Raw genomic sequence first — 18472 nt, 5'->3', positions numbered from 1 at the left:
AAGACACATTTGCCAAAAAACGCCCCTAATTTGGTAGTTGAATATTACACTTCAGTTACGAGCGGCCCCTTTTATTGTGATTTTGCGGTTAATCAAGTAAAATTAATCATAGTATGTGAAGAGGGGTGCTAACAGTGGGAAAACTTGATGAAACCATGTTCTTCGATTTTGGCGATAACAAGCCAAATGACGTTCGGGGAACGTTAAAAACCGTATACGATGCTCTTGAAGAAAAGGGTTATAACCCAATTGATCAAATCGTGGGATATTTGATTTCTGGTGATCCAGCTTACATCCCGCGGTTGAACGATGCGCGGAACTTGATTCGTAAGCATCAAAGAGACGAAATTATTGAAGAATTAGTAAGATACTATTTAGCAGATCAAGTTGCTGGTGGCAAGAAGGATAAGAATTAATGCGGTTAATGGGAATGGACGTTGGTTCACGGACCGTGGGAATTGCGGTAAGTGACCAGTTAGGTTGGACAGCCCAGGGAGTAGAAATTATTCCAATTAACGAGGACGAGGGCGAATTCGGCATTAGTCGAGTTAAAGAGTTAGTCAGCCAGTACGAGGTGGCCGGTTTTGTAATTGGCTTACCAAAAAATATGAATAATACCGAGGGCCCCCGGGTGGAAGCTGCGCGTAATTATGGTAAACTACTAACGGAAACGTTTGGGTTACCAATTGATTTTCAAGACGAGCGTTTGACCACTGTGGAAGCAGAACGAATGTTGATTGAACAAGCGGATACTTCGCGCTCCAAGCGAAAGAAAGTAATTGATAAATTAGCAGCTAGTTTGATTTTAGAGAACTACCTCAATGGTCACGGTAAATTAATCGATAAATTAAAGTGAGGGCACGCAATGGATAACGAAGAACAAAAAATTACCCTAGTAGACGAACACGGCAACGAAGAACTATATAACGTACTATTTACGTTTGATTCAGAGGACTATGGTCGTTCGTACGTCCTACTTTATCCGGCTGAAGCAGAAAATGATGAAGAAGTGGATATTCAAGCTTACGCCTTTGAACCTGATGAAAATCATGATTTAGGCGAAGGTGAATTAATTCCGATTGAATCTGACGAAGAGTGGGATATGGTTGAAGAAGTCTTAAATACCTTCTTAGGTGACCAAGACTAAGTTTTATAATCCAAGTAACGGCCGCGGTTTGGTGTGCAGATGCGATGTCTGGCAACCAAACGGGCCGTTTTTGATTTGAAATGAAATGAGATTATGATGAACAGTAAAATTTTAGAAGTTTTAGAGTATGAAAAAGTGAAAAATGCGGTTAAACAGTTCATTGCGACCGAAAACGGAGCTAAGGAGCTTCGCCAATTAGTACCAATGACGGATTCCGCAAAAGTACAAAACGCCCTTAAGGAAACTCTGGACGCGGTCAACATTTACCGGGTAAAAAGTGGGATCCCCATTCCGCGTTTAGAAGATATTGACGAACCATTACAACGGTTAAAAATTGATGCGACCCTCAACGGCCGTGAAATTGCCCAAATTGGGCGAGTATTGCGAGCAACCCGGGAAGTAATTAACTTCTTTGCGGATTTGCCAGATACGGAAGTAACGGTGGAAACCTTGAACGGTGTAGTGGATCAGTTAGAAACAATTCCAGAAATTGAAGAACGGTTAAATAGTTCAATTGAAGGAAACGGTCACCTGTTAAATTCCGCGTCAAGCGAGTTACGGCGGATTCGGGCCGCAATTACGCGGGTGGAGGGTGAGATTCGGCAACGAATGGAAAAGTTTACCCGGGGAAGTCAGGCGAAGTACCTAAGTGAGCCCATCGTCACGATTCGAAGAGAACGGTACGTAATCCCGGTTCGGGCGGATTCCCGTTCCCGTTTTGGCGGAGTAGTTCACGACCAAAGTTCCTCGGGACAAACCCTCTACGTGGAACCCGAAGCGGTGGTTGATCTAAATAATCAACTCCGCCAAGAACAAGTTGCGGAAGTACACGAAGAGCAACGGATCTTGCAAGAACTTAGTGCGCTGATTGCTCCATACGCGGACACGTTAAAGGATAATAGCAAGGTGCTTGGTCACCTTGATTTGCTTAACGCCAAGGCGCAATACGCGCATAAGTTAAAGGCTACGGAACCGCAGATTTCGTCAAATAACCAAATTAATTTACGGCAAGCCCGCCACCCCTTGATTGATCCAAAAAAGGTGGTTCCTAACGACATTAGATTAGGCGGGGAGTACTCCACTTTGGTAATTACCGGACCGAATACCGGTGGGAAGACCATCACTTTAAAAACCGTGGGATTACTCCAACTAATGGCCCAGTCGGGAATGTTTATTCCGGCCAACGAGAATAGTACGGTACGAGTTTTTGAAGAAATCTTTGCTGACATTGGTGATGAACAATCCATTGAACAGAATTTGAGTACTTTTTCGTCGCACATGGATAATACCATTCATATTTTAGAGCACCTTAACGAACGTTCGTTAGCGCTCTTTGATGAATTAGGTGCGGGGACCGATCCTAAAGAAGGGGCGGCCTTAGCAATCGCAATTTTAGACCGGGTGCGGCAAAGGGGAGCGGTTTCGATTACCACCACCCATTATCCAGAATTGAAAACGTATGGATACGAACGCACAGGGACGATTAACGCCAGCATGGAATTTGATGTAGATACGTTGCAGCCCACTTATAAGCTATTACTGGGAATCCCTGGACAGAGTAACGCCTTTGAAATCTCACGGCGCTTAGGCTTAGACGAAGACATCATTACTCAAGCGCGAGGGTTGGTAGACCAAGATAGTCAAGATTTGAATAACATGATTAAGGATTTAACCACCCGGCAAAAGCGGGCCCAGAAGTTAAACGAACGGGTTCAAACCTTGTTAGCACAAACTGAAGAATATAACGATACCCTGGTTAAGGGAGTGGAACGGCTTAGTCAACAGCGGGACCGTTTGTTAGAAAGTGCCAAAGAATCAGCTAACCAAATCGTAAACGATAGCCGTAGTGAGGCTGACCAGATTATTAAACGGTTGCGGCGGTTAGAGAAATCGGCGGGAAGCTTCAAGGAAAACGATTTGATTGAGGCCAAAAGCAAGCTGAACGCTTTACACCAAGATACTAACTTGAAGCGCAACAAGGTGCTCCGTAAGGCTAAAGAAGCGCAGAAACTCCATGTTAACGACGAAGTAATTGTGTTAACTTACGGGCAACGTGGAGAATTGCTACGGCAAGTGGACGCGCACCATTGGGAAGTACAAATGGGAATTTTGAAAATGAAGGTGGCTACCGACGAGTTAGAAAAGGTTAAGCCAGAACGGACTACTAAACGAGCTAACCATAACGCGGTACACCGGACTAAATCTGCTGGAGTGAAAACTAGTTTGGATCTTCGCGGAAAACGCTACGAAGAGGCAATTACCGAAACGGATCGCTATATTGACGCGGCGTTATTAGCCGGCTATGATGAGGTCACGATTATCCATGGTAAAGGAACTGGGGCCCTCCGTAGTGGAATCACCAAGTATTTAAAACAAAATCGGCGAATTAAAAGCTTCGAGTATGCGCCAGCAAATGCGGGAGGTAACGGTGCCACAATCGTGCATTTGCGATAATTCTTATTATTCGTAAGCAAAATAATTCAAATCTTGATTAAAAACTGCTATAGTTACTATATCAAGATGGTTATTTTTTGTGAAAGAAGGTAAAAAACATGGTTGAAGCAATTACGGACGCAAATTTTGAAGAAAAAACTGGTAGTGGCGTAACGTTAACCGATTTTTGGGCAGTATGGTGTGGCCCTTGTCGGATGCAGTCTCCGGTAGTGGAACAATTAGCCGATGAAATGGGCGACCAAGTTAAATTTACAAAAATGGATGTCGACCAAAATCCGGAAACGGCGCGCAAATTTGGGATCATGAGCATCCCTACGCTAATGGTAAAGAAGGATGGCGCGGTAGTTGATACCATCGTGGGCTACCATTCTAAAGAACAATTAGCAAAGATTTTAAATCAATACCTGTAATTAGGGAAATATTAAGGACGAAAATTAGCATTACACTAATTTTCGTCCTTTTTGTTTACGGGGCTAACGGAGAACGACAGGCTAGCCGGCGAGTTAAATAATTTTATTTTCGGATAGGGTGGCGTAGTTTGATATTGTGTTGACGTTCACATATTTTCGGGCTGGTGAATTGTTAATCAGGTTAATTAGTTTGGTAGGCTGCAATAGCTGGATTAACGGTCTTTGACGAGCATTAGCAACCGCTGATATCCACCATACTTAATTTAAAAAATGGGAAGGAACTCTTTTACTTTGTGCAGAAATGAACTACAATATAGTCGTAGAATGTAAACGCTTCCATCAGTTGTTTAGGATTGTTTGATTAAAGTCAAGTTTCTGTTGATGAGGAGGTAATTTTTATGAGTAGCCGTGAAAATGCAAATGTATTGTGGTTTGACGAATTACACCGTGAAGACGTTAACCTAGTAGGTGGCAAATCGTCATCATTGGGTGAAATGACGTCGGCAATGGATGTGCCGGTGCCGTATGGTTTTGCAACTACTGCCCGGGCGTACCGGTATTTTATGGACCAGACGGGCTTGAATGATAAAGTTAACGAGTTGCTAGAAAGCATCCAAGATTATGAAAATTCCGAGGAATTACATTCGGCATGCGAACAAATTCGGAACTTAATCGTTAACGCCACCATGCCTGTTGATTTGGCAAAGGACATTGAGCAAGCGTACGCGGATTTGGCTGAAAAAGTTGGCCAAACCGCCCCCTTCGTTGCGATCCGTTCTTCCGCAACGGCTGAAGATTTACCTAATGCGTCGTTTGCTGGCCAACAAGAAACTTACTTAAATATTAAGGGGGCCGCTGACGTTGTTAACCGGGTCCAGCTTTGTTATTCTTCACTTTTCACCGACCGGGCGACTTATTACCGGCATAAACAACATTTTCCACATGAGAAGGTCGCTCTTTCAGCGGCAATCCAAATGATGGTCTTTTCTAAAGCCTCGGGGATTATGTTCTCGGTTAACGTTGCCGATGGGGACGATTCTAAAATCGTGATCGATGCCATCTATGGGCTTGGCGAATACGTTGTTTTAGGGAAGGTAACTCCAGACCATTTCGTGATTGATAAAGAATCCATGAAAATTGTTGAAAAGAACATTATTAAGCAACCAATTCGGTTAGTTCGACTACCTGATGGTGGTACGGTAGAAGAAAAAGTTCCTGAAGAGCTCCAAGGCCAGCCAGTTTTGACGGATAGTCAAGTAATTGAGTTGGCGGGCTATGCTAAGGCAATTGAAGAGCATTATGGCTGCTACATGGATATGGAGTTTGCTTTGGATGCCAATACCAACCGCTTATGGATTGTACAAGCACGTCCCGAGACGGTGTGGTCCCAACGGAAAGCAGCGGATAAGACGGAGGAAGCAGATGCCGACGTGGTTAAGGAAGCGGATGCGAAAGTGGCGGTCCGCGGTCTTCCAGCTAGCCCAGGATTAGCGAGCGGGATAGTGCACGTTATTGATAACCCAAAGGACATTGACCAATTTAAGCAAGGAGAGGTTCTGGTCACGGTGATGACTTCTCCAGACTGGGTCCCGGCGATGAAGAAAGCTACCGCGATTATTACTAACGATGGCGGGATGACTTGCCATGCTGCAATTGTTTCCCGGGAAATGCAAATCCCATGTATTGTGGGAACTAAGAGTAAGAACCTGGCTGCTACTGATGCTCTTAAGACGGGCGACGTGGTTACCGTTGATGCTAAAAATGGGGTGGTTTACCACGGTAAAGTCGCTAGCATGCTAAAGAAATCCGCTTCCGCACAGCAAGTGGGTAATCAAATGGTTGCTGCCGAAACTTTTGCGCCAACTGCTACCCGGGTAATGATGAACCTTGGCGATCCCGAATTGGTTGAAAAGTACTCCACTTTGCCAGCTGACGGGATTGGACTCATGCGTGAAGAATTTCTCTGGACCACTTACATTCACGAACACCCGCTTTACCTAATTGAACAAGGGCATCCCGAAAAAGTAGTCAACATGCTTGCGGATGGGATTGCTAAGGTTACTCGGACAATGGCACCTCGTCCGGTAGTGCTCCGGTTATCCGATTTCAAATCTAGTGAATATCGGAAACTAAAGGGTGGCGACAAGTATGAGCCTCACGAACCAGCGGACTTGCTTGGTTGGCGGGGAGCGTCGCGGTACTACGATCCAAAATACGTTGATGCCTTTAAATTAGAACTTGCGGCAATTAAGAAGGTCCGCAATGAATTTGGTTTGAAGAATTTAAACGTGATGATTCCGTTCGTCCGGACGGTCGATGAAGCCCAAAAAGTAACCGCGATTATGCAAGACGAAGGGTTAGTTCGGAGCGCGGACTTTAAGGTTTACATGATGGCGGAAATTCCATCGAACATCATCTTGGCAGATCAGTTTAACCAGTTTGTAGATGGATACTCGATTGGTTCGAACGACTTAGCAATGTTAATTTTAGGATGTGACCGGAACAACGATACGGTTGCCCGGCTCTTTGATGAACGGAATTTAGCTGTTAAACGGGCAATTCATCACCTTATTGAAGCTGCACACAAGGATGGCAAGACGGTTTCGATTTGTGGACAAGCGCCATCCGAATTCCCTGAATTCACTAACTTCTTAATTCAAAGTGGAATTGACTACGTTTCGGTTAACCCAGACATGGTTAAAGAAACTAAGCGGAACGTCGCTCACTTTGAACAACGGATTATGTTGGATAAAGCAACCGGCAGGGGGATTCAGGACCCTACCGATTACGACTGGTAATTAAAATTCAAGAATCCCGCATTCACGTTTTCTGAAAAGTGAGGTTGAAATAATAAATGGCTTCTCAAGAAACTAAAAATTCTTGAGAAGTTTTTTATTACTTTTAAAGGCGTTAAACGAGCGGGAGCGGTCGCCCAAATTCAAGTTACCTAAAGTGATGTTCCGGGCTGAATTTTAACCTCCTTACTTTTTTTGGACGACTTTTCCTTTTTTGTCCAAAATTTAGTATTATAGACAATGTGTAATTGATTTGTCTGGGGGTAAAGAATATGGATAATCGTCCAATTGGATTTATGGATTCCGGGGTCGGCGGATTAACCGTTGTAAAAGCGGCTAAGGAACTGATGCCTAACGAAGCGGTTGTTTTTATTGGAGATGAGGCCCGGGTACCGTACGGACCACGTCCCACGGCGGAAGTAATCAAGTTTTCGCAACAAATGGCGGATTTCTTGATTAAAAAGGATGTTAAGGCGTTAGTAATTGCTTGTAATACAGCAACGACCGCGGCTTTTCAGGTTTTAAGCACTACGTTACCAATTCCAGTAATTGGAGTTATCCAACCAGGTGCGCAGGCAGCGGTGGCAACCACGCAAAACAAGCGGATTGGGGTAATTGCGACTGAAGGAACCATTAAGTCACAAGCATACTCAACCGCGCTAGCAGAGTTAGCGCCCCAAGCAGCTGTTTTTCCGGTTGCTTGTCAATCGTTTGTGGAACTGGCGGAGCATAACCAGTTGACGACACCCAAAGCTTTGCAAGTAATCGATCAACAACTTGCTGGGTTAAAGGGGCAAGCCATTGATACATTAGTACTGGGATGCACCCATTTCCCACTCTTAGCAAAGGGAATTCAAACCGCAATGGGGAACGGGGTTAAGTTGGTTGATCCGGGAGCTGCGGCGGTTCGCCAATTGAAGGACGTTCTCGAACAACGACACCTTTTACGGGAAGCAACTACTACTCCGAGTGAAGAGTATTTCGCTACGGCTAATATTGAAAGCTTCCGTACCATTGCCCAGGGCCTCATTGCTCCGGATGTACAAGTAAACTTAGCAAAAATTGATTAGGAGATTAAGATGAGTAATCAAATTTTAATAGCAACCAAAAATGAAGGTAAACTAAAAGAATTTAAGCAGATTTTTACTGCGAAGGGGCTCGAAGTTTTGTCGTTAAAGGACATTGATGAGGACGTTGATGTTCAAGAAAATGGCTTAACCTTTGAAGAAAATGCTCGCCTTAAGGCAGATAGCTACGCCCAAGCTATTGGAATTCCGGTCCTTGCAGATGATTCTGGTTTACAAATCGACGCACTTAACGGACGCCCCGGGATTTTCTCGGCACGTTATGCGGGAGATCATAACGATGCTGCTAATAATGCCAAAGTGCTTACCGAATTAGGCGGGGTTCCTGATGAGAAGCGAACCGCAACTTTCCACACCACCGTAGTAGTTCGGAAACCGGATGGTACTGAATTAGTGGCCAACGGTAACCTCCGTGGGCGGATCCTTAGCGTTCCACGCGGAGAAAATGGTTTTGGTTACGATCCGCTTTTTTACGTGGAAGAAAAGCAAAAAACGTTGGCTCAAATGACCCGGGAAGAAAAAAATCAAATTAGTCACCGGGCGTTAGCCATCCAAGATTTATTAACTAAGTTTGATAAATTCTGGTAATTTAAAAAGCAATCTCTAAGGGCTTCCTTAAAGATTGCTTTTTTGGTAATAAAATTTAACGTACATCTTACTGTTGAAAAATGGTGATAAAGAAATGCTTAGTTTTCTGAGGGGGAAATTTCCGTTCACATAATCAATGAAAAAGTAACGTTAGTTTTCCACTTCAATTTGAGCTTCCCGTAGAATTTTCAAGGTACGGTCAAGAATCATAGTTTGCATCGCTGCTTGATAGCCGGGTGCCACCTTCGTGGAGATTTGGACTCCGAGGTAACCATGGCTTTTTTCGGCAACTGGAGCTTGGATAACGATTCCCGCCTTTAGTTTGGTGGTGTGGTGCTTAGCTTTTGGTAGTTGATCTTGTAGCAAATCCTTGGCTTCGTCAATTCTAAACGGGTCTTTAATACGAAGGAAAATGGTAATATTTTGGTTTTCCTGAGAGTGGTTAGAAATGGTTGTAATGCTCCGGTTGGGCAAATAATGCAAGGTGCCGTCTAAGGCGCGCAGTTCAATGGTCCGTAATCCAATGGAGACCACCGTTCCATCAATTCCTTGGATAGTTACGCTATCGCCCACCCGTAGTTGGCCTTCAATCAAGATGGTCAAGCCGTTAATTACGTCAGAAACCAATCCTTGGGTACCTAAACCAATGGCCACACTGAGGATTCCAGCTCCAGCAACTAGGGTACCGACCGGGACACCGAGGTTTGAAAGAATGGTGTAAACGTAAAAGAACATTACGGAATATTTGAAAATATTTCTTACTACTACGAAAATAGTCTGAGAACGGGCCGACTGTTTATCGGGAGACTGGTACGGCCCGAAGCTTTTATTAATCAAGTGTTTACCAATCCGGTTAATCACCCAAAAAATAATGCTAATGAGAATGATTTGTAAAAAATGCTTAAGAAAGTTGGCACCAATTTGACTCCAGTCAATTCGTGATAATTCTCTTTGGAGTGGCTGGAAAGTGGCGCCGATTACTAAGGTTTGGGGCATGTTGTAATTCCTTTCTAGTTAGGTTAAGTAAGTTTATTTTACCAGAGTTTAAGGGTGTTTTCATTGCACATCACGGGCCACAATGCTATTCTGGAGACATAAACTAACGGGAGGGGATTATTGCATGACTGGAGGCGGAATTGCAGCCATCATCGCGGCAGTAGCGTTGCTGGTTTTAGTATTATTTATCGGTCTAGTGCTGGTAAATGCTTCAAAGACTTTGGCAGAAATTAATCGCAGTTTAGCAATCATTACTAGAGACGTGGATTTAATTTCACATGAGGCAGAAGGCATTATGGCCAACGCAAACGAGTTATTGGAAGACGTTAATGGTAAGGTCGCAACGATCGACCCGCTTTTCCAAGCGGTTGCGGATTTAAGCGAAAGTACTTCGGATTTAAACCAAGCAACTCGGCGACTTGCTGGTAAGGTCAACCACACCGCAAAGACCAAAAAGACGGGAAAGGTTGCCACAGCCATGAACGTTGGCAAGGGCGCGGTTAATCTATACAAAAATCGGCAAAAAAATAAGTAGGAGGTTAAGTAAATGTCAAAAAGTAGTTTCTTATTAGGGGTAATTGTAGGTGGCGCAGCAGCTACGGCAGCAGCAATTAAATTAACGGATACCACTCCGGCAGAATTAAAGGAAGCAGCCATGAAAAAGGTTGACGATTTCATGGAAGCAAACGACTTTGACATGGCCGGCTTAAAAGAACAGGCAGCGGCCTCGGTCGATGAACTTAAGCAACGCGGAATGGACTTAGCTAACCGTGCAAACGAAAAGTTTAATGGTGACGACGAAGTTACCGAAGAAGAGGACGTGATCCTCGACAAAATGGCAACGGCACCTTATGAAAAGCCAACCGAAGTTTTCATGCCTCACAAATTAGAAGACTAATTACTCATGAAATTTAACGTTAAAAAAGTGGGAACGAGAAATTACTAAAAAGATTTCTGGTTCCCACTTTTAATTTGAATTTGATGAAGTTTAAATTTTATAGGTACTTAAGTTCTTTAGAAGTATGGGTGAAAGGTTCACAACCGTCTTTGGTGATGTGAACACAGTCTTCAATTCGAACTCCAGCAAAACCGGGAATGTAAATCCCTGGTTCGATGGAGAAACACATGCCTTCTTCAAGGACTAAATCGTTACCTTCCATAATTGAAGGGAATTCGTGTTCGCCCATGCCCATTCCGTGGCCGAGGCGGTGAATGAAGTATTCACCATAACCCGCCTTATCAATGATATCACGAGCAACTTTATCTAAGCTAGCGGCCGTAATCCCTGGTTTAGCATAATCCTGTGCAGTTAATTGTGCTTCCAAGCATACCTTGTAGATGTCAGCCTGTTTGTCGTTTAGCTGTCCTAAAGCGACCGTCCGGGAAGCGTCACTAATGTAACCATCGTGCACGGTACCTAAATCAAAGAGGATTAATTCATTATTTTCAATTTTGTTCATGGCCGTTGCCCCGTGAGGTTCAGCCGCGTGAGCACCCGCTTGAATGAGGGTGTCAAAGCTCATTTCCATTACGCCACGCTTTTTAAGTGCGTATTCCAATTCGGCAGCAACCTCTGCTTCGGTTTTACCTGCGGCAACTGCATCGAAGCCGACTTGGAATGCAAAGTCAGCTTCGGCACCGGCAGCCTTTAATTTTTCAATTTCATCGGCCGTTTTTACCATCCGTAATTTTTCAAAAACGGGGGTTAGGTTGGCTTCGAATTTAGCGTTAGGAAATTCAGCACGCAAAACTTCGTAACGGTCTACGGTAAGATTGTCTTCTTCGATGCCCCAGTGCACGGGATTGGCGTTCCGTTCCCGAATGTAGTTAGCAATTAAATGGAAGGGTTGTTCGTGATCAAGGTAACCATAAACAGGGTACTTCCAGCCGGTATCTTTAATCGCTTCAACTTCTAAAGCGGGAGCAAATAAGAAAGGATCTTGGTCAGGGAAAATAAATAACGCGAGCACCCGTTCAATTGGATCGCTTCCAAAACCTGTCAAATACTTAATACTTTCAAAATTACTGATGTAAGCAACGTCCAATTGATGGTCAGCAACCCATTTTTGGACTTTTTCTAATTGTGACATTTGATCGCTTCTTTCTTTACTTAAAGTAACTTGATTATATCACACAAAAAAATTCGCCTACAGAGCGAAAAAAAGCTTGCAAGAAGGTACAAAATTTGATAACGTATTCATGGCGTTGAAAACAGTATGAAAACAAATCAAATCAAGATGGAGAGGAATTTATCATGTCAAAACAAACTATTACAATTTACGATGTTGCTCGTGAAGCCGGCGTTTCCATGGCAACCGTCTCTCGGGTGGTTAACGGGAACCCTAACGTTAAGCCAGATACGCGCAAGAAGGTTAACGAAGTAATTGAACGCTTAGATTATCATCCTAATGCGGTTGCGCGGGGATTAGCAAGTAAAAAATCAACCACCATTGGGGTGATTTTGCCAGATATTACCGAAATGTTCTTTGCTGCCTTAGCACGGGGAATTGACGACATCGCTTCAATGTACAAATACAACATTATTTTGGAAAACTCTGATGAAGACGTCGACAAAAAAGTGGAAGTACTTGAAAACTTACTTGCAAAGCAAGTTGACGGGGTTATTTACATGGGAAATGCAATTGACGACCGTTTGCGGGAAGCTTTGAAATCAGCGCGGACTCCGGTAGTTTTTGCAGGATCTGTTGATGATAAGCATGCTTTACCATCGGTCAGCATTGATAACGAAGCTGCCGTTTACGAATCGGTACGTAAATTAATTGAAAACAAAAACAAGAAGGTGGCCTTTGTTTCCGGTCCACTTTCTCAACCAGTAAACGGGAAGTTCCGGATCGAAGGCTACAAACGTGCTTTGGCAGAATCAAAGATTGATTTTGATGAAAGCCTAGTATTTGAAACTACCAACACTTATGAAGACGGAATTAAATTAGCTTCGCAAATTGCTTCTAGCGACATCACGGCTGCTTTCGTTGCTAACGACCGTTTAGCAGTTGGTCTATTAAATGGTTTACAAGACCTTAACGTAAAAGTTCCAGAAGAATTTGAAATTATGACTAGCAACAACACTAACTTAACTAAGATGGTTCGGCCACAAATCAGTTCAATTGGTCATCCAATGTACGATACTGGGGCAGTTGCAATGCGGTTGTTGACTAAGTTAATGAATAAAGAAGAAGTTGAAGAACGTAACATTACCTTGCCATTTGACATGGTGTTCAGACAATCAACTAAATAAAACCAAGACGGGACGGCGAATTTGGCCGGGCCCGTTTTTTAATGCCGAATATTGCTAATAAAAATAGGTGGAAACGCGGATTTCCGTTGCCGGAAAACGCCGAGTTCCACCTATTTTTTAATATATATATTAGTTAGTTTGGACTATTTATGTATAAGTCTTTTATAAGAAGATCCCTTTGTACAACGCTACCGCACAGATTCCCGCTAAAATAGGAGCAACTACTGGAATTGGGGCGTAGTTCCATTGGGAAGAACCTTTATGTTTGATTGGTAAGATAGCGTGAACTAAACGAGGACCTAAGTCACGGGCAGGGTTGAGGGCTGGACCAGTTGCACCACCAAGTGAAGCGACCAAAGTTCCAACCAAGAATCCTAGAGCGATAAATACTGAGCTCATGTTTTCTTTAAAATATGGTGCGTGAGTGAAGGCCGTTGCTCCAAAGAAAAGAATGAACGAACCAACAAACTCGTTAACGAAACCGTTCCATAAGCTATCACTTGCGTCAATGGTTCCAAAAGTTCCAAAAATTGATTCTGGGTCAGTGGTTTGGTCGTAGTGGGGTAAGTAAGCCCAATAAACAACTAGTTGTCCAATAATTGCCCCAAGCATTTGCGCAACTACGAATGGGATGACCTGAGACCAGCTAAACATTCCAGAAACGGCTAGCCCAATTGTAAAGGCGGGGTTGATTTGGGCTCCTGATACGGTACCAAACATCAATGCCGGAACCATTACCCCGCAACCGTAACCAACGGCAATTACTAGCCAGTCGCTACCGTTTCCCTTGGTTCCCTTAAGTTCCACGTTGGCAACTGAACCATTTCCTAAAATAACTAAAATAGCGGTACCTAAAAATTCGGCAGCTAATTTAGCAAAAAAACTATATTCCATCATCTAACTCCCTTAAAATGTATTTTGATGAGACACACTGTTTAAAAGTATATCTTATCTAAAAGGGGATATGCAATACTAATTTTGCAAGCTTTCGGGAGAGTTTTCAAAGAAAAAAGTAAATTACATCTGCTTTCATTGAAGAAAAATTGCTTGAAATGATAAACTAAGAAGTGAATATGGCAGTTGACTAGGGGGTGACCTTAGCCAATGCGAATGGGGAATAATAAGGCAAGGATAAACTACAATTGAGAAGGGGAAGTGGTCAAAATTCAAGAAACTAGAATGAGTAGGCAAAGTCGTTTGGAAGCCAAGGATACCGAAAAAGCGGGGAAAACCGCGGAGCCGGTGCGGCCACCCCGACTAGTGATTGCAAGGGTACTAATGATTTTGTTAGGGTTATTTTTCTTTGGGGCGGTTTCAGCTAAACAAACCGTGTTTAACGCTAACTACGTTCAGCAACAGATTGAAAAATCCAACGCGGCCGAAGTGATTAACCAACAGTTAGATACCCAGTTGCAACAAGCGGGGATTAACCAAACCAACTTAATTCCGGATGATTTAGTTAATGAAGAATTAAAGACGATGGTTCAACAATTCTACGACGGTCAACAAGTCCACATCGATGAAAATATCATCACTAACGCGGTTAACCAAAATACGCAAGCGGCCGGAGCCTTTCAACAGACGGTTAACGGAATGGTGGTTAGTAAAGTAGTGGCCGTCTTTAACAGTCAGCTTGATACGCAAAAGCTTTCGCAATACGCAGGGCAAGTGCAAAAGCTTTCCAAGATTGACCAATCCGTAATCTGGATTAGTGGCGTAGGTTTAATTTTAACGTTAGGATATGCGCTGCTTCGCAAACGGTTAGTTAGTACAGTAGGATCCACACTGCTAGTGGTGGGAGGCTTCGTCGCCATTATTTGTGGAATCGGGTATGTAAGCAACGTGTTGAGTAATTTACCAATTCAATATCCGGTGGTCAAGCAAATTGTTCAAGCTGCAGGACAAGACTTATTGGTCCGAGAATTTACGATCGCGCTAGGGTTATTCTTATTGGGCATTATTTTAACGGTGTTTAGCACAGGACTTGCTAAAGTCCGGCAACAACTTACTCGGCGGTAAACTAAACAAGCTCTTAACTATGTAATTGAAGAAATTAAATTTATAAAAAACACGGAACTGGATCGCTCTGACGACGATTCAGCTCCGTGTTTTTAATTTGTAGTGGGCGTGCCGGCACAATTTAACTCAACATCTACGCCATTTTTTTGTAAAGTCTGTACGTGCATTTCACCCCATGAACACAACTGGTCTAATAGGGTAGACAAGGTCAATCCATATTCACTGAGGGAATATTCTACCTTAGGGGGAATTACGTTGTAAGATTTGCGGACTACAATGTGATCTCGTTCCAATTCGCGTAATTCTTGAGTGAGCATTTTTTGGCTGATGCCAGAAATTTGCCGACGCAATTCGCTTGGGCGTTGTTTCCCGTGGCGAAGGTTGCACAGGATAATTGGCTTCCATTTTCCGCCAATCACGTCCATCGTTGCTTCAACTCCGATATTGTATATTTTTTTCTCCATTAAAATGCACTCCCGTAAACACTAAAAGTAACTTTTTGGTAAGTATAGCACATTAAAGTCGGTACTAGATTAAAAGAAACTTTGTTCATATAATTGCTTTACTAAACTAATTAAGGAGCATTGGTTAACATGATTAAATCTTTAGACGATCGCGTAACTTTAAACAATGGCACGTCTATGCCAGGTTTGGGGATGGGAGTATTTCAGATTCCTAATGAGCAAACTGCACAAGTGGTTGCCGAAGGCATCAAAGCGGGGTACCGTTTGATTGATACCGCCCAAATATATGGCAACGAGGCGGGAACCGGCGCCGGAATTAAAGCTGGAATGGCCGCAACCGGGCTAAGGCGAGAAGACTTATTCATCACTTCTAAGGTGTGGAATGATCACCTTTCTTATGATGAAACGCTCCGAGCTTTTCAAGATAGCTTGGCTAAATTGGGTTTGGATTATCTTGATTTGTATTTAATTCACTGGCCGGGTCAAGACGCTTTCCGGGATTCTTGGAAGGCGTTAGAAAAACTTTATCACGACGGTAAAATCAAGGCGATTGGGGTAAGTAATTTCCAAATCAGCCATTTAAAAGAGCTGGCCGAATTCGCAGAAGTTATGCCGGTAATCGACCAAGTGGAAACCCACCCGAAGTTAAGCCAAACGGAATTGATCAAGTTTGCGTCCGCTCACAACTTGAAAATTCAAGCTTGGTCGCCGTTAATGCAGGGTAAAATTTTGGATAATCCTGTTCTGAAAGAAATTGCACAAAACCACCAGAAGAGCGTCGCTCAAATTATTTTACGGTGGGACATCCAACGGGACGTTTTGTTGGTAGTTAAATCAGTCAAGCCCGCCCGAATTAAGAGTAACGCGGAAGTCTTTGACTTTGAACTAACCGCCGCCGAGATGGCCCAAATTAATGAGCTAAATGAAAATTTACGGGTAGGTCCCGACCCAGACACGTTTGATTTTTAAATTGGAAAGTGAGGATAATTAAATATGGAATTACATTTAGATGGTAAATTAGCGTTAATAACTGGTTCAACTAAGGGCATCGGAAAAGCAATTGCGCTGGAAATGGCCCGGGAGGGGACTAACGTAATTATTAACGGTCGTCGTGCTGCGGACGTACAAAAGGTAGTCGATGAAATTAAAACGCAATTTCCGAGAACTCGTCCGCAGGGAGCTCCTTTTGATCTCACTGATGATGCAAGTCGGCAAGCGTTGTTTGAAAAATTTCCCCAAGTTGACATTTTAGTAAATAATATGGGAATTTTTGGCACCATGGAGTATTGGGAGATTGATGACGAAACTTGGGAACGTTATTTCCGGACCAACGTTTTATCAGGTAATGCGCTAGCTAAATTTTACATGCCCCACATGCTGGAACAAGATTTTGGGCGGGTGATTTTCATTGCTAGTGAAGAAGCCGTGATGCCTTCGGGAGAAATGCCCCAGTACAGCATGACGAAGACCATGAACTTATCTCTGGCAAAGAGCCTATCGAACCTGACCGTGGGCACTCATGTAACGGTAAATACGGTGATGCCGGGCTCAACGCTTACGGAAGGGGTCCAAAAGATGCTTACCGAGATGTATCAGGATAGCGGAATTCCTGAGGAACGGTGGGAGACGGACTTTATGAAGAATCACCGTTCAAGATCACAAATTCAGCGCCTTATTCGTCCTGCAGAAATTGGACGGTTCGTAACTTTTGTGGCTAGTCCGGATTCTTCATCATTTTCTGGAGAAGCTTTAAGAATTGACGGCGGACTAGTACCGACTATTTTTTAAATTGAAAAAGGCCTTGCAACATCCGGGATGGATGCTACAAGACCTTTTATTTTATATAGATTCATTTCTTGATTAATAAAGTTTAGCCCCACATATCGTTGATTACCACGGTTTGTTCACGGTCAGGACCGATTGAAAAGGCACTAACTTGAACGCCGGTAATCTCTTCGATTTTCTTAAGGTAGTTCTTCGCGTTGGTTGGTAATTCATCATAAGTTTGCATTTGGGTTAGATCTTCTTGCCAACCTGGCAAAGTTTCGTAAATTGGGGTTAGGTTTTCCAATTCCTTTTCGGAAGCGGGGTAGTAATTGATTACACCGTGGTCGGTTTGGTAACCAGTACAGATCTTCACTTCATCAAAGCCGGACAGAACATCGAGACAGTTGACAACTAGGTCAGTCAAGCCGTTAACGTCGGCAACGTACTTCATCAAAACTCCGTCAAACCAACCGATCCGCCGCGGACGGTGGGTAACGGTACCGTATTCGTGAGCAACTTCGCGAATACGATCACCAATTTCGTTAATTTGTTCGGTTGGGAAAGGACCTTCACCAACTCGGGAAACGTATGCCTTACATACGCCAATGACGTGCTTAATCTTAGTTACCCCAATTCCAGAACCGGTAGCAGCGCCACCCGCCGTTGGGTTTGATGAGGTAACAAATGGGTAGGTACCGTGGTCGATATCAAGCATGGTACCTTGTGCGCCTTCAAAGAGGACCCGTTTTTGTTCGTGCAATTTAGTGTTGATTAAGTAACTGGTATCGGTGATGTAATCCTTAAGGATTTGGCCGTACTCAGCGTATTGCTTAGTAAGTTCGTCCACACTTGGTAATTGTTCCCAAAGATCATCATCCAAAACCCGTTGTTTTTGTGCTAAGTTAAAAGAAATCTTTTCTTTTAATCCTTCAGCATCAAGCAAGTCGACGGCCCGGATTCCGATCCGTTGCATCTTATCCATGTATGCTGGACCAATTCCCTTATTGGTAGTACCAATCTTTTCACCATTTTTCGAACGGTCGCGTTCTTGTTGTTGATCTTGCAAGATGTGGTAAGGGAAAATGATGTGCGCCCGGTCAGAAATTCTCAAGTGGTCGGTGTTTACGCCAGCTCGATTTAATTCCTTAATTTCGTCCAACAGGGTGTGTGGGTTAACCACGGTTCCGTTGCCAATGATGCAAATTGAATTAGGCGCCAAAATTCCGGATGGGATTAGTCGCAAGGCTAGTTTTTGATCGTTAACGACCAAGGAATGACCTGCGTTATCTCCACCAGAGTAACGAACGGTAACATCAGCGTTTTGTCCTAAAAAATCAATGATCTTACCCTTTCCTTCGTCGCCCCACTGGCTGCCGATTACTACTGTAGCTGTCATCTTCATTCCTCCATATTTTATCAATACACAACTTCCTGATAATAACATAAAACGGGTTAAATTTAAATGAGTCGACCCGAATTATTGACAGAGTA

Annotated in this window: 19 protein-coding genes; 14 read left to right on the top strand and 5 right to left on the bottom strand. The window is 43.4% G+C overall.

The genetic code is table 11. From position 1 onward, the window contains the following. The first annotated feature begins 134 nt into the window (after positions 1-134). From NYR25_06210 to NYR25_06175, 8 genes are all read left to right on the top strand, one after another. Positions 135-416 carry an IreB family regulatory phosphoprotein gene (locus NYR25_06210; protein ID UWF33186.1) on the top strand — a complete coding sequence of 94 codons (282 nt, stop codon included), beginning with the start codon at positions 135-137 and terminating at the stop codon, positions 414-416. After that, complete coding sequence (ruvX, locus tag NYR25_06205; protein ID UWF33185.1) at positions 416-856, top strand: Holliday junction resolvase RuvX; 441 nt, start codon at positions 416-418, stop codon at positions 854-856. The genes NYR25_06210 and ruvX overlap by 1 nt, the downstream gene beginning before the upstream one ends. 9 nt (positions 857-865) lie before the next feature. Then, the gene (locus tag NYR25_06200; protein ID UWF33184.1) at positions 866-1147 is read left to right on the top strand and encodes a DUF1292 domain-containing protein; all 282 of its coding nucleotides are present in this window, start codon (positions 866-868) and stop codon (positions 1145-1147) included. Positions 1148-1243: 96 nt separating this feature from the next. After that, positions 1244-3601 (top strand): endonuclease MutS2, encoded by a 2358-nt coding sequence (locus NYR25_06195; protein ID UWF33183.1) that lies wholly within the window; start codon positions 1244-1246, stop codon positions 3599-3601. Positions 3602-3699: 98 nt separating this feature from the next. Continuing rightward, positions 3700-4011 carry a thioredoxin gene (gene trxA, locus NYR25_06190; protein UWF33182.1) on the top strand — a complete coding sequence of 104 codons (312 nt, stop codon included), beginning with the start codon at positions 3700-3702 and terminating at the stop codon, positions 4009-4011. A gap of 398 nt (positions 4012-4409) precedes the next feature. Continuing rightward, positions 4410-6809 carry a phosphoenolpyruvate synthase gene (gene ppsA, locus NYR25_06185; protein ID UWF33181.1) on the top strand — a complete coding sequence of 800 codons (2400 nt, stop codon included), beginning with the start codon at positions 4410-4412 and terminating at the stop codon, positions 6807-6809. Between the two features lie 269 nt (positions 6810-7078). Further along, positions 7079-7876 carry a glutamate racemase gene (gene murI / locus NYR25_06180; GenBank protein UWF33180.1) on the top strand — a complete coding sequence of 266 codons (798 nt, stop codon included), beginning with the start codon at positions 7079-7081 and terminating at the stop codon, positions 7874-7876. Between the two features lie 9 nt (positions 7877-7885). Then, positions 7886-8479, top strand: coding sequence for an XTP/dITP diphosphatase (locus NYR25_06175; GenBank protein ID UWF33179.1), 594 nt, complete (start codon positions 7886-7888; stop codon positions 8477-8479). A gap of 150 nt (positions 8480-8629) precedes the next feature. Here NYR25_06175 and NYR25_06170 read toward each other — a convergent pair whose 3' ends face one another. Continuing rightward, positions 8630-9475 carry a mechanosensitive ion channel family protein gene (locus NYR25_06170; GenBank protein UWF33178.1) on the bottom strand — a complete coding sequence of 282 codons (846 nt, stop codon included), beginning with the start codon at positions 9473-9475 and terminating at the stop codon, positions 8630-8632. A gap of 124 nt (positions 9476-9599) precedes the next feature. Between NYR25_06170 and NYR25_06165 the strand changes: the two genes are divergently transcribed. Both NYR25_06165 and NYR25_06160 read left to right on the top strand, forming a co-directional pair. Beyond that, on the top strand, positions 9600-10010 hold the full coding sequence (locus NYR25_06165) for a DUF948 domain-containing protein (protein ID UWF33177.1): 411 nt from the start codon (positions 9600-9602) through the stop codon (positions 10008-10010). Positions 10011-10022: 12 nt separating this feature from the next. Next, positions 10023-10373 (top strand): hypothetical protein, encoded by a 351-nt coding sequence (locus NYR25_06160; protein UWF33176.1) that lies wholly within the window; start codon positions 10023-10025, stop codon positions 10371-10373. Positions 10374-10470: 97 nt separating this feature from the next. Here the strand turns inward: NYR25_06160 and NYR25_06155 are convergent, their stop codons facing one another. After that, entirely contained in the window at positions 10471-11565 is a 1095-nt protein-coding gene (locus NYR25_06155; protein UWF33175.1) for a Xaa-Pro peptidase family protein, read from the bottom strand. A gap of 164 nt (positions 11566-11729) precedes the next feature. Between NYR25_06155 and ccpA the strand changes: the two genes are divergently transcribed. Next, complete coding sequence (gene ccpA / locus NYR25_06150) at positions 11730-12731, top strand: catabolite control protein A (protein ID UWF33174.1); 1002 nt, start codon at positions 11730-11732, stop codon at positions 12729-12731. A 162-nt stretch (positions 12732-12893) separates the two neighbouring features. Here the strand turns inward: ccpA and NYR25_06145 are convergent, their stop codons facing one another. Then, positions 12894-13625 (bottom strand): aquaporin family protein, encoded by a 732-nt coding sequence (locus NYR25_06145; GenBank protein ID UWF33173.1) that lies wholly within the window; start codon positions 13623-13625, stop codon positions 12894-12896. A 285-nt stretch (positions 13626-13910) separates the two neighbouring features. Here NYR25_06145 and NYR25_06140 point away from each other — a divergent pair, with 285 nt between their 5' ends. Then, positions 13911-14750: a hypothetical protein gene (locus NYR25_06140; protein ID UWF33172.1), complete on the top strand. Its 840-nt coding sequence runs from the start codon at positions 13911-13913 to the stop codon at positions 14748-14750. Positions 14751-14842: 92 nt separating this feature from the next. Here the strand turns inward: NYR25_06140 and NYR25_06135 are convergent, their stop codons facing one another. Continuing rightward, the gene (locus tag NYR25_06135) at positions 14843-15214 is read right to left on the bottom strand and encodes a helix-turn-helix transcriptional regulator (GenBank protein UWF33171.1); all 372 of its coding nucleotides are present in this window, start codon (positions 15212-15214) and stop codon (positions 14843-14845) included. Positions 15215-15343: 129 nt separating this feature from the next. Between NYR25_06135 and NYR25_06130 the strand changes: the two genes are divergently transcribed. Both NYR25_06130 and NYR25_06125 read left to right on the top strand, forming a co-directional pair. Continuing rightward, positions 15344-16183 carry an aldo/keto reductase gene (locus tag NYR25_06130; GenBank protein UWF33170.1) on the top strand — a complete coding sequence of 280 codons (840 nt, stop codon included), beginning with the start codon at positions 15344-15346 and terminating at the stop codon, positions 16181-16183. Positions 16184-16207: 24 nt separating this feature from the next. Then, a complete protein-coding gene (locus NYR25_06125) occupies positions 16208-17002 on the top strand; it encodes an SDR family oxidoreductase (protein ID UWF33169.1) in 795 nt (264 codons plus the stop codon). 82 nt (positions 17003-17084) lie between these two features. On the opposite strand, the gene NYR25_06120 is transcribed toward NYR25_06125, so the two are convergent. Further along, positions 17085-18377 carry an adenylosuccinate synthase gene (locus tag NYR25_06120; protein UWF33168.1) on the bottom strand — a complete coding sequence of 431 codons (1293 nt, stop codon included), beginning with the start codon at positions 18375-18377 and terminating at the stop codon, positions 17085-17087. Positions 18378-18472: the final 95 nt, after the last annotated feature.

The sequence above is a fragment of the Pediococcus acidilactici genome (assembly GCA_024970065.1).
Classification (GTDB): Bacteria; Bacillota; Bacilli; order Lactobacillales; family Lactobacillaceae; genus Pediococcus; species Pediococcus acidilactici_A.
Note: the sequence above shows the minus strand (reverse complement) of the source record. Positions and strands in the feature narration are given on the sequence as shown.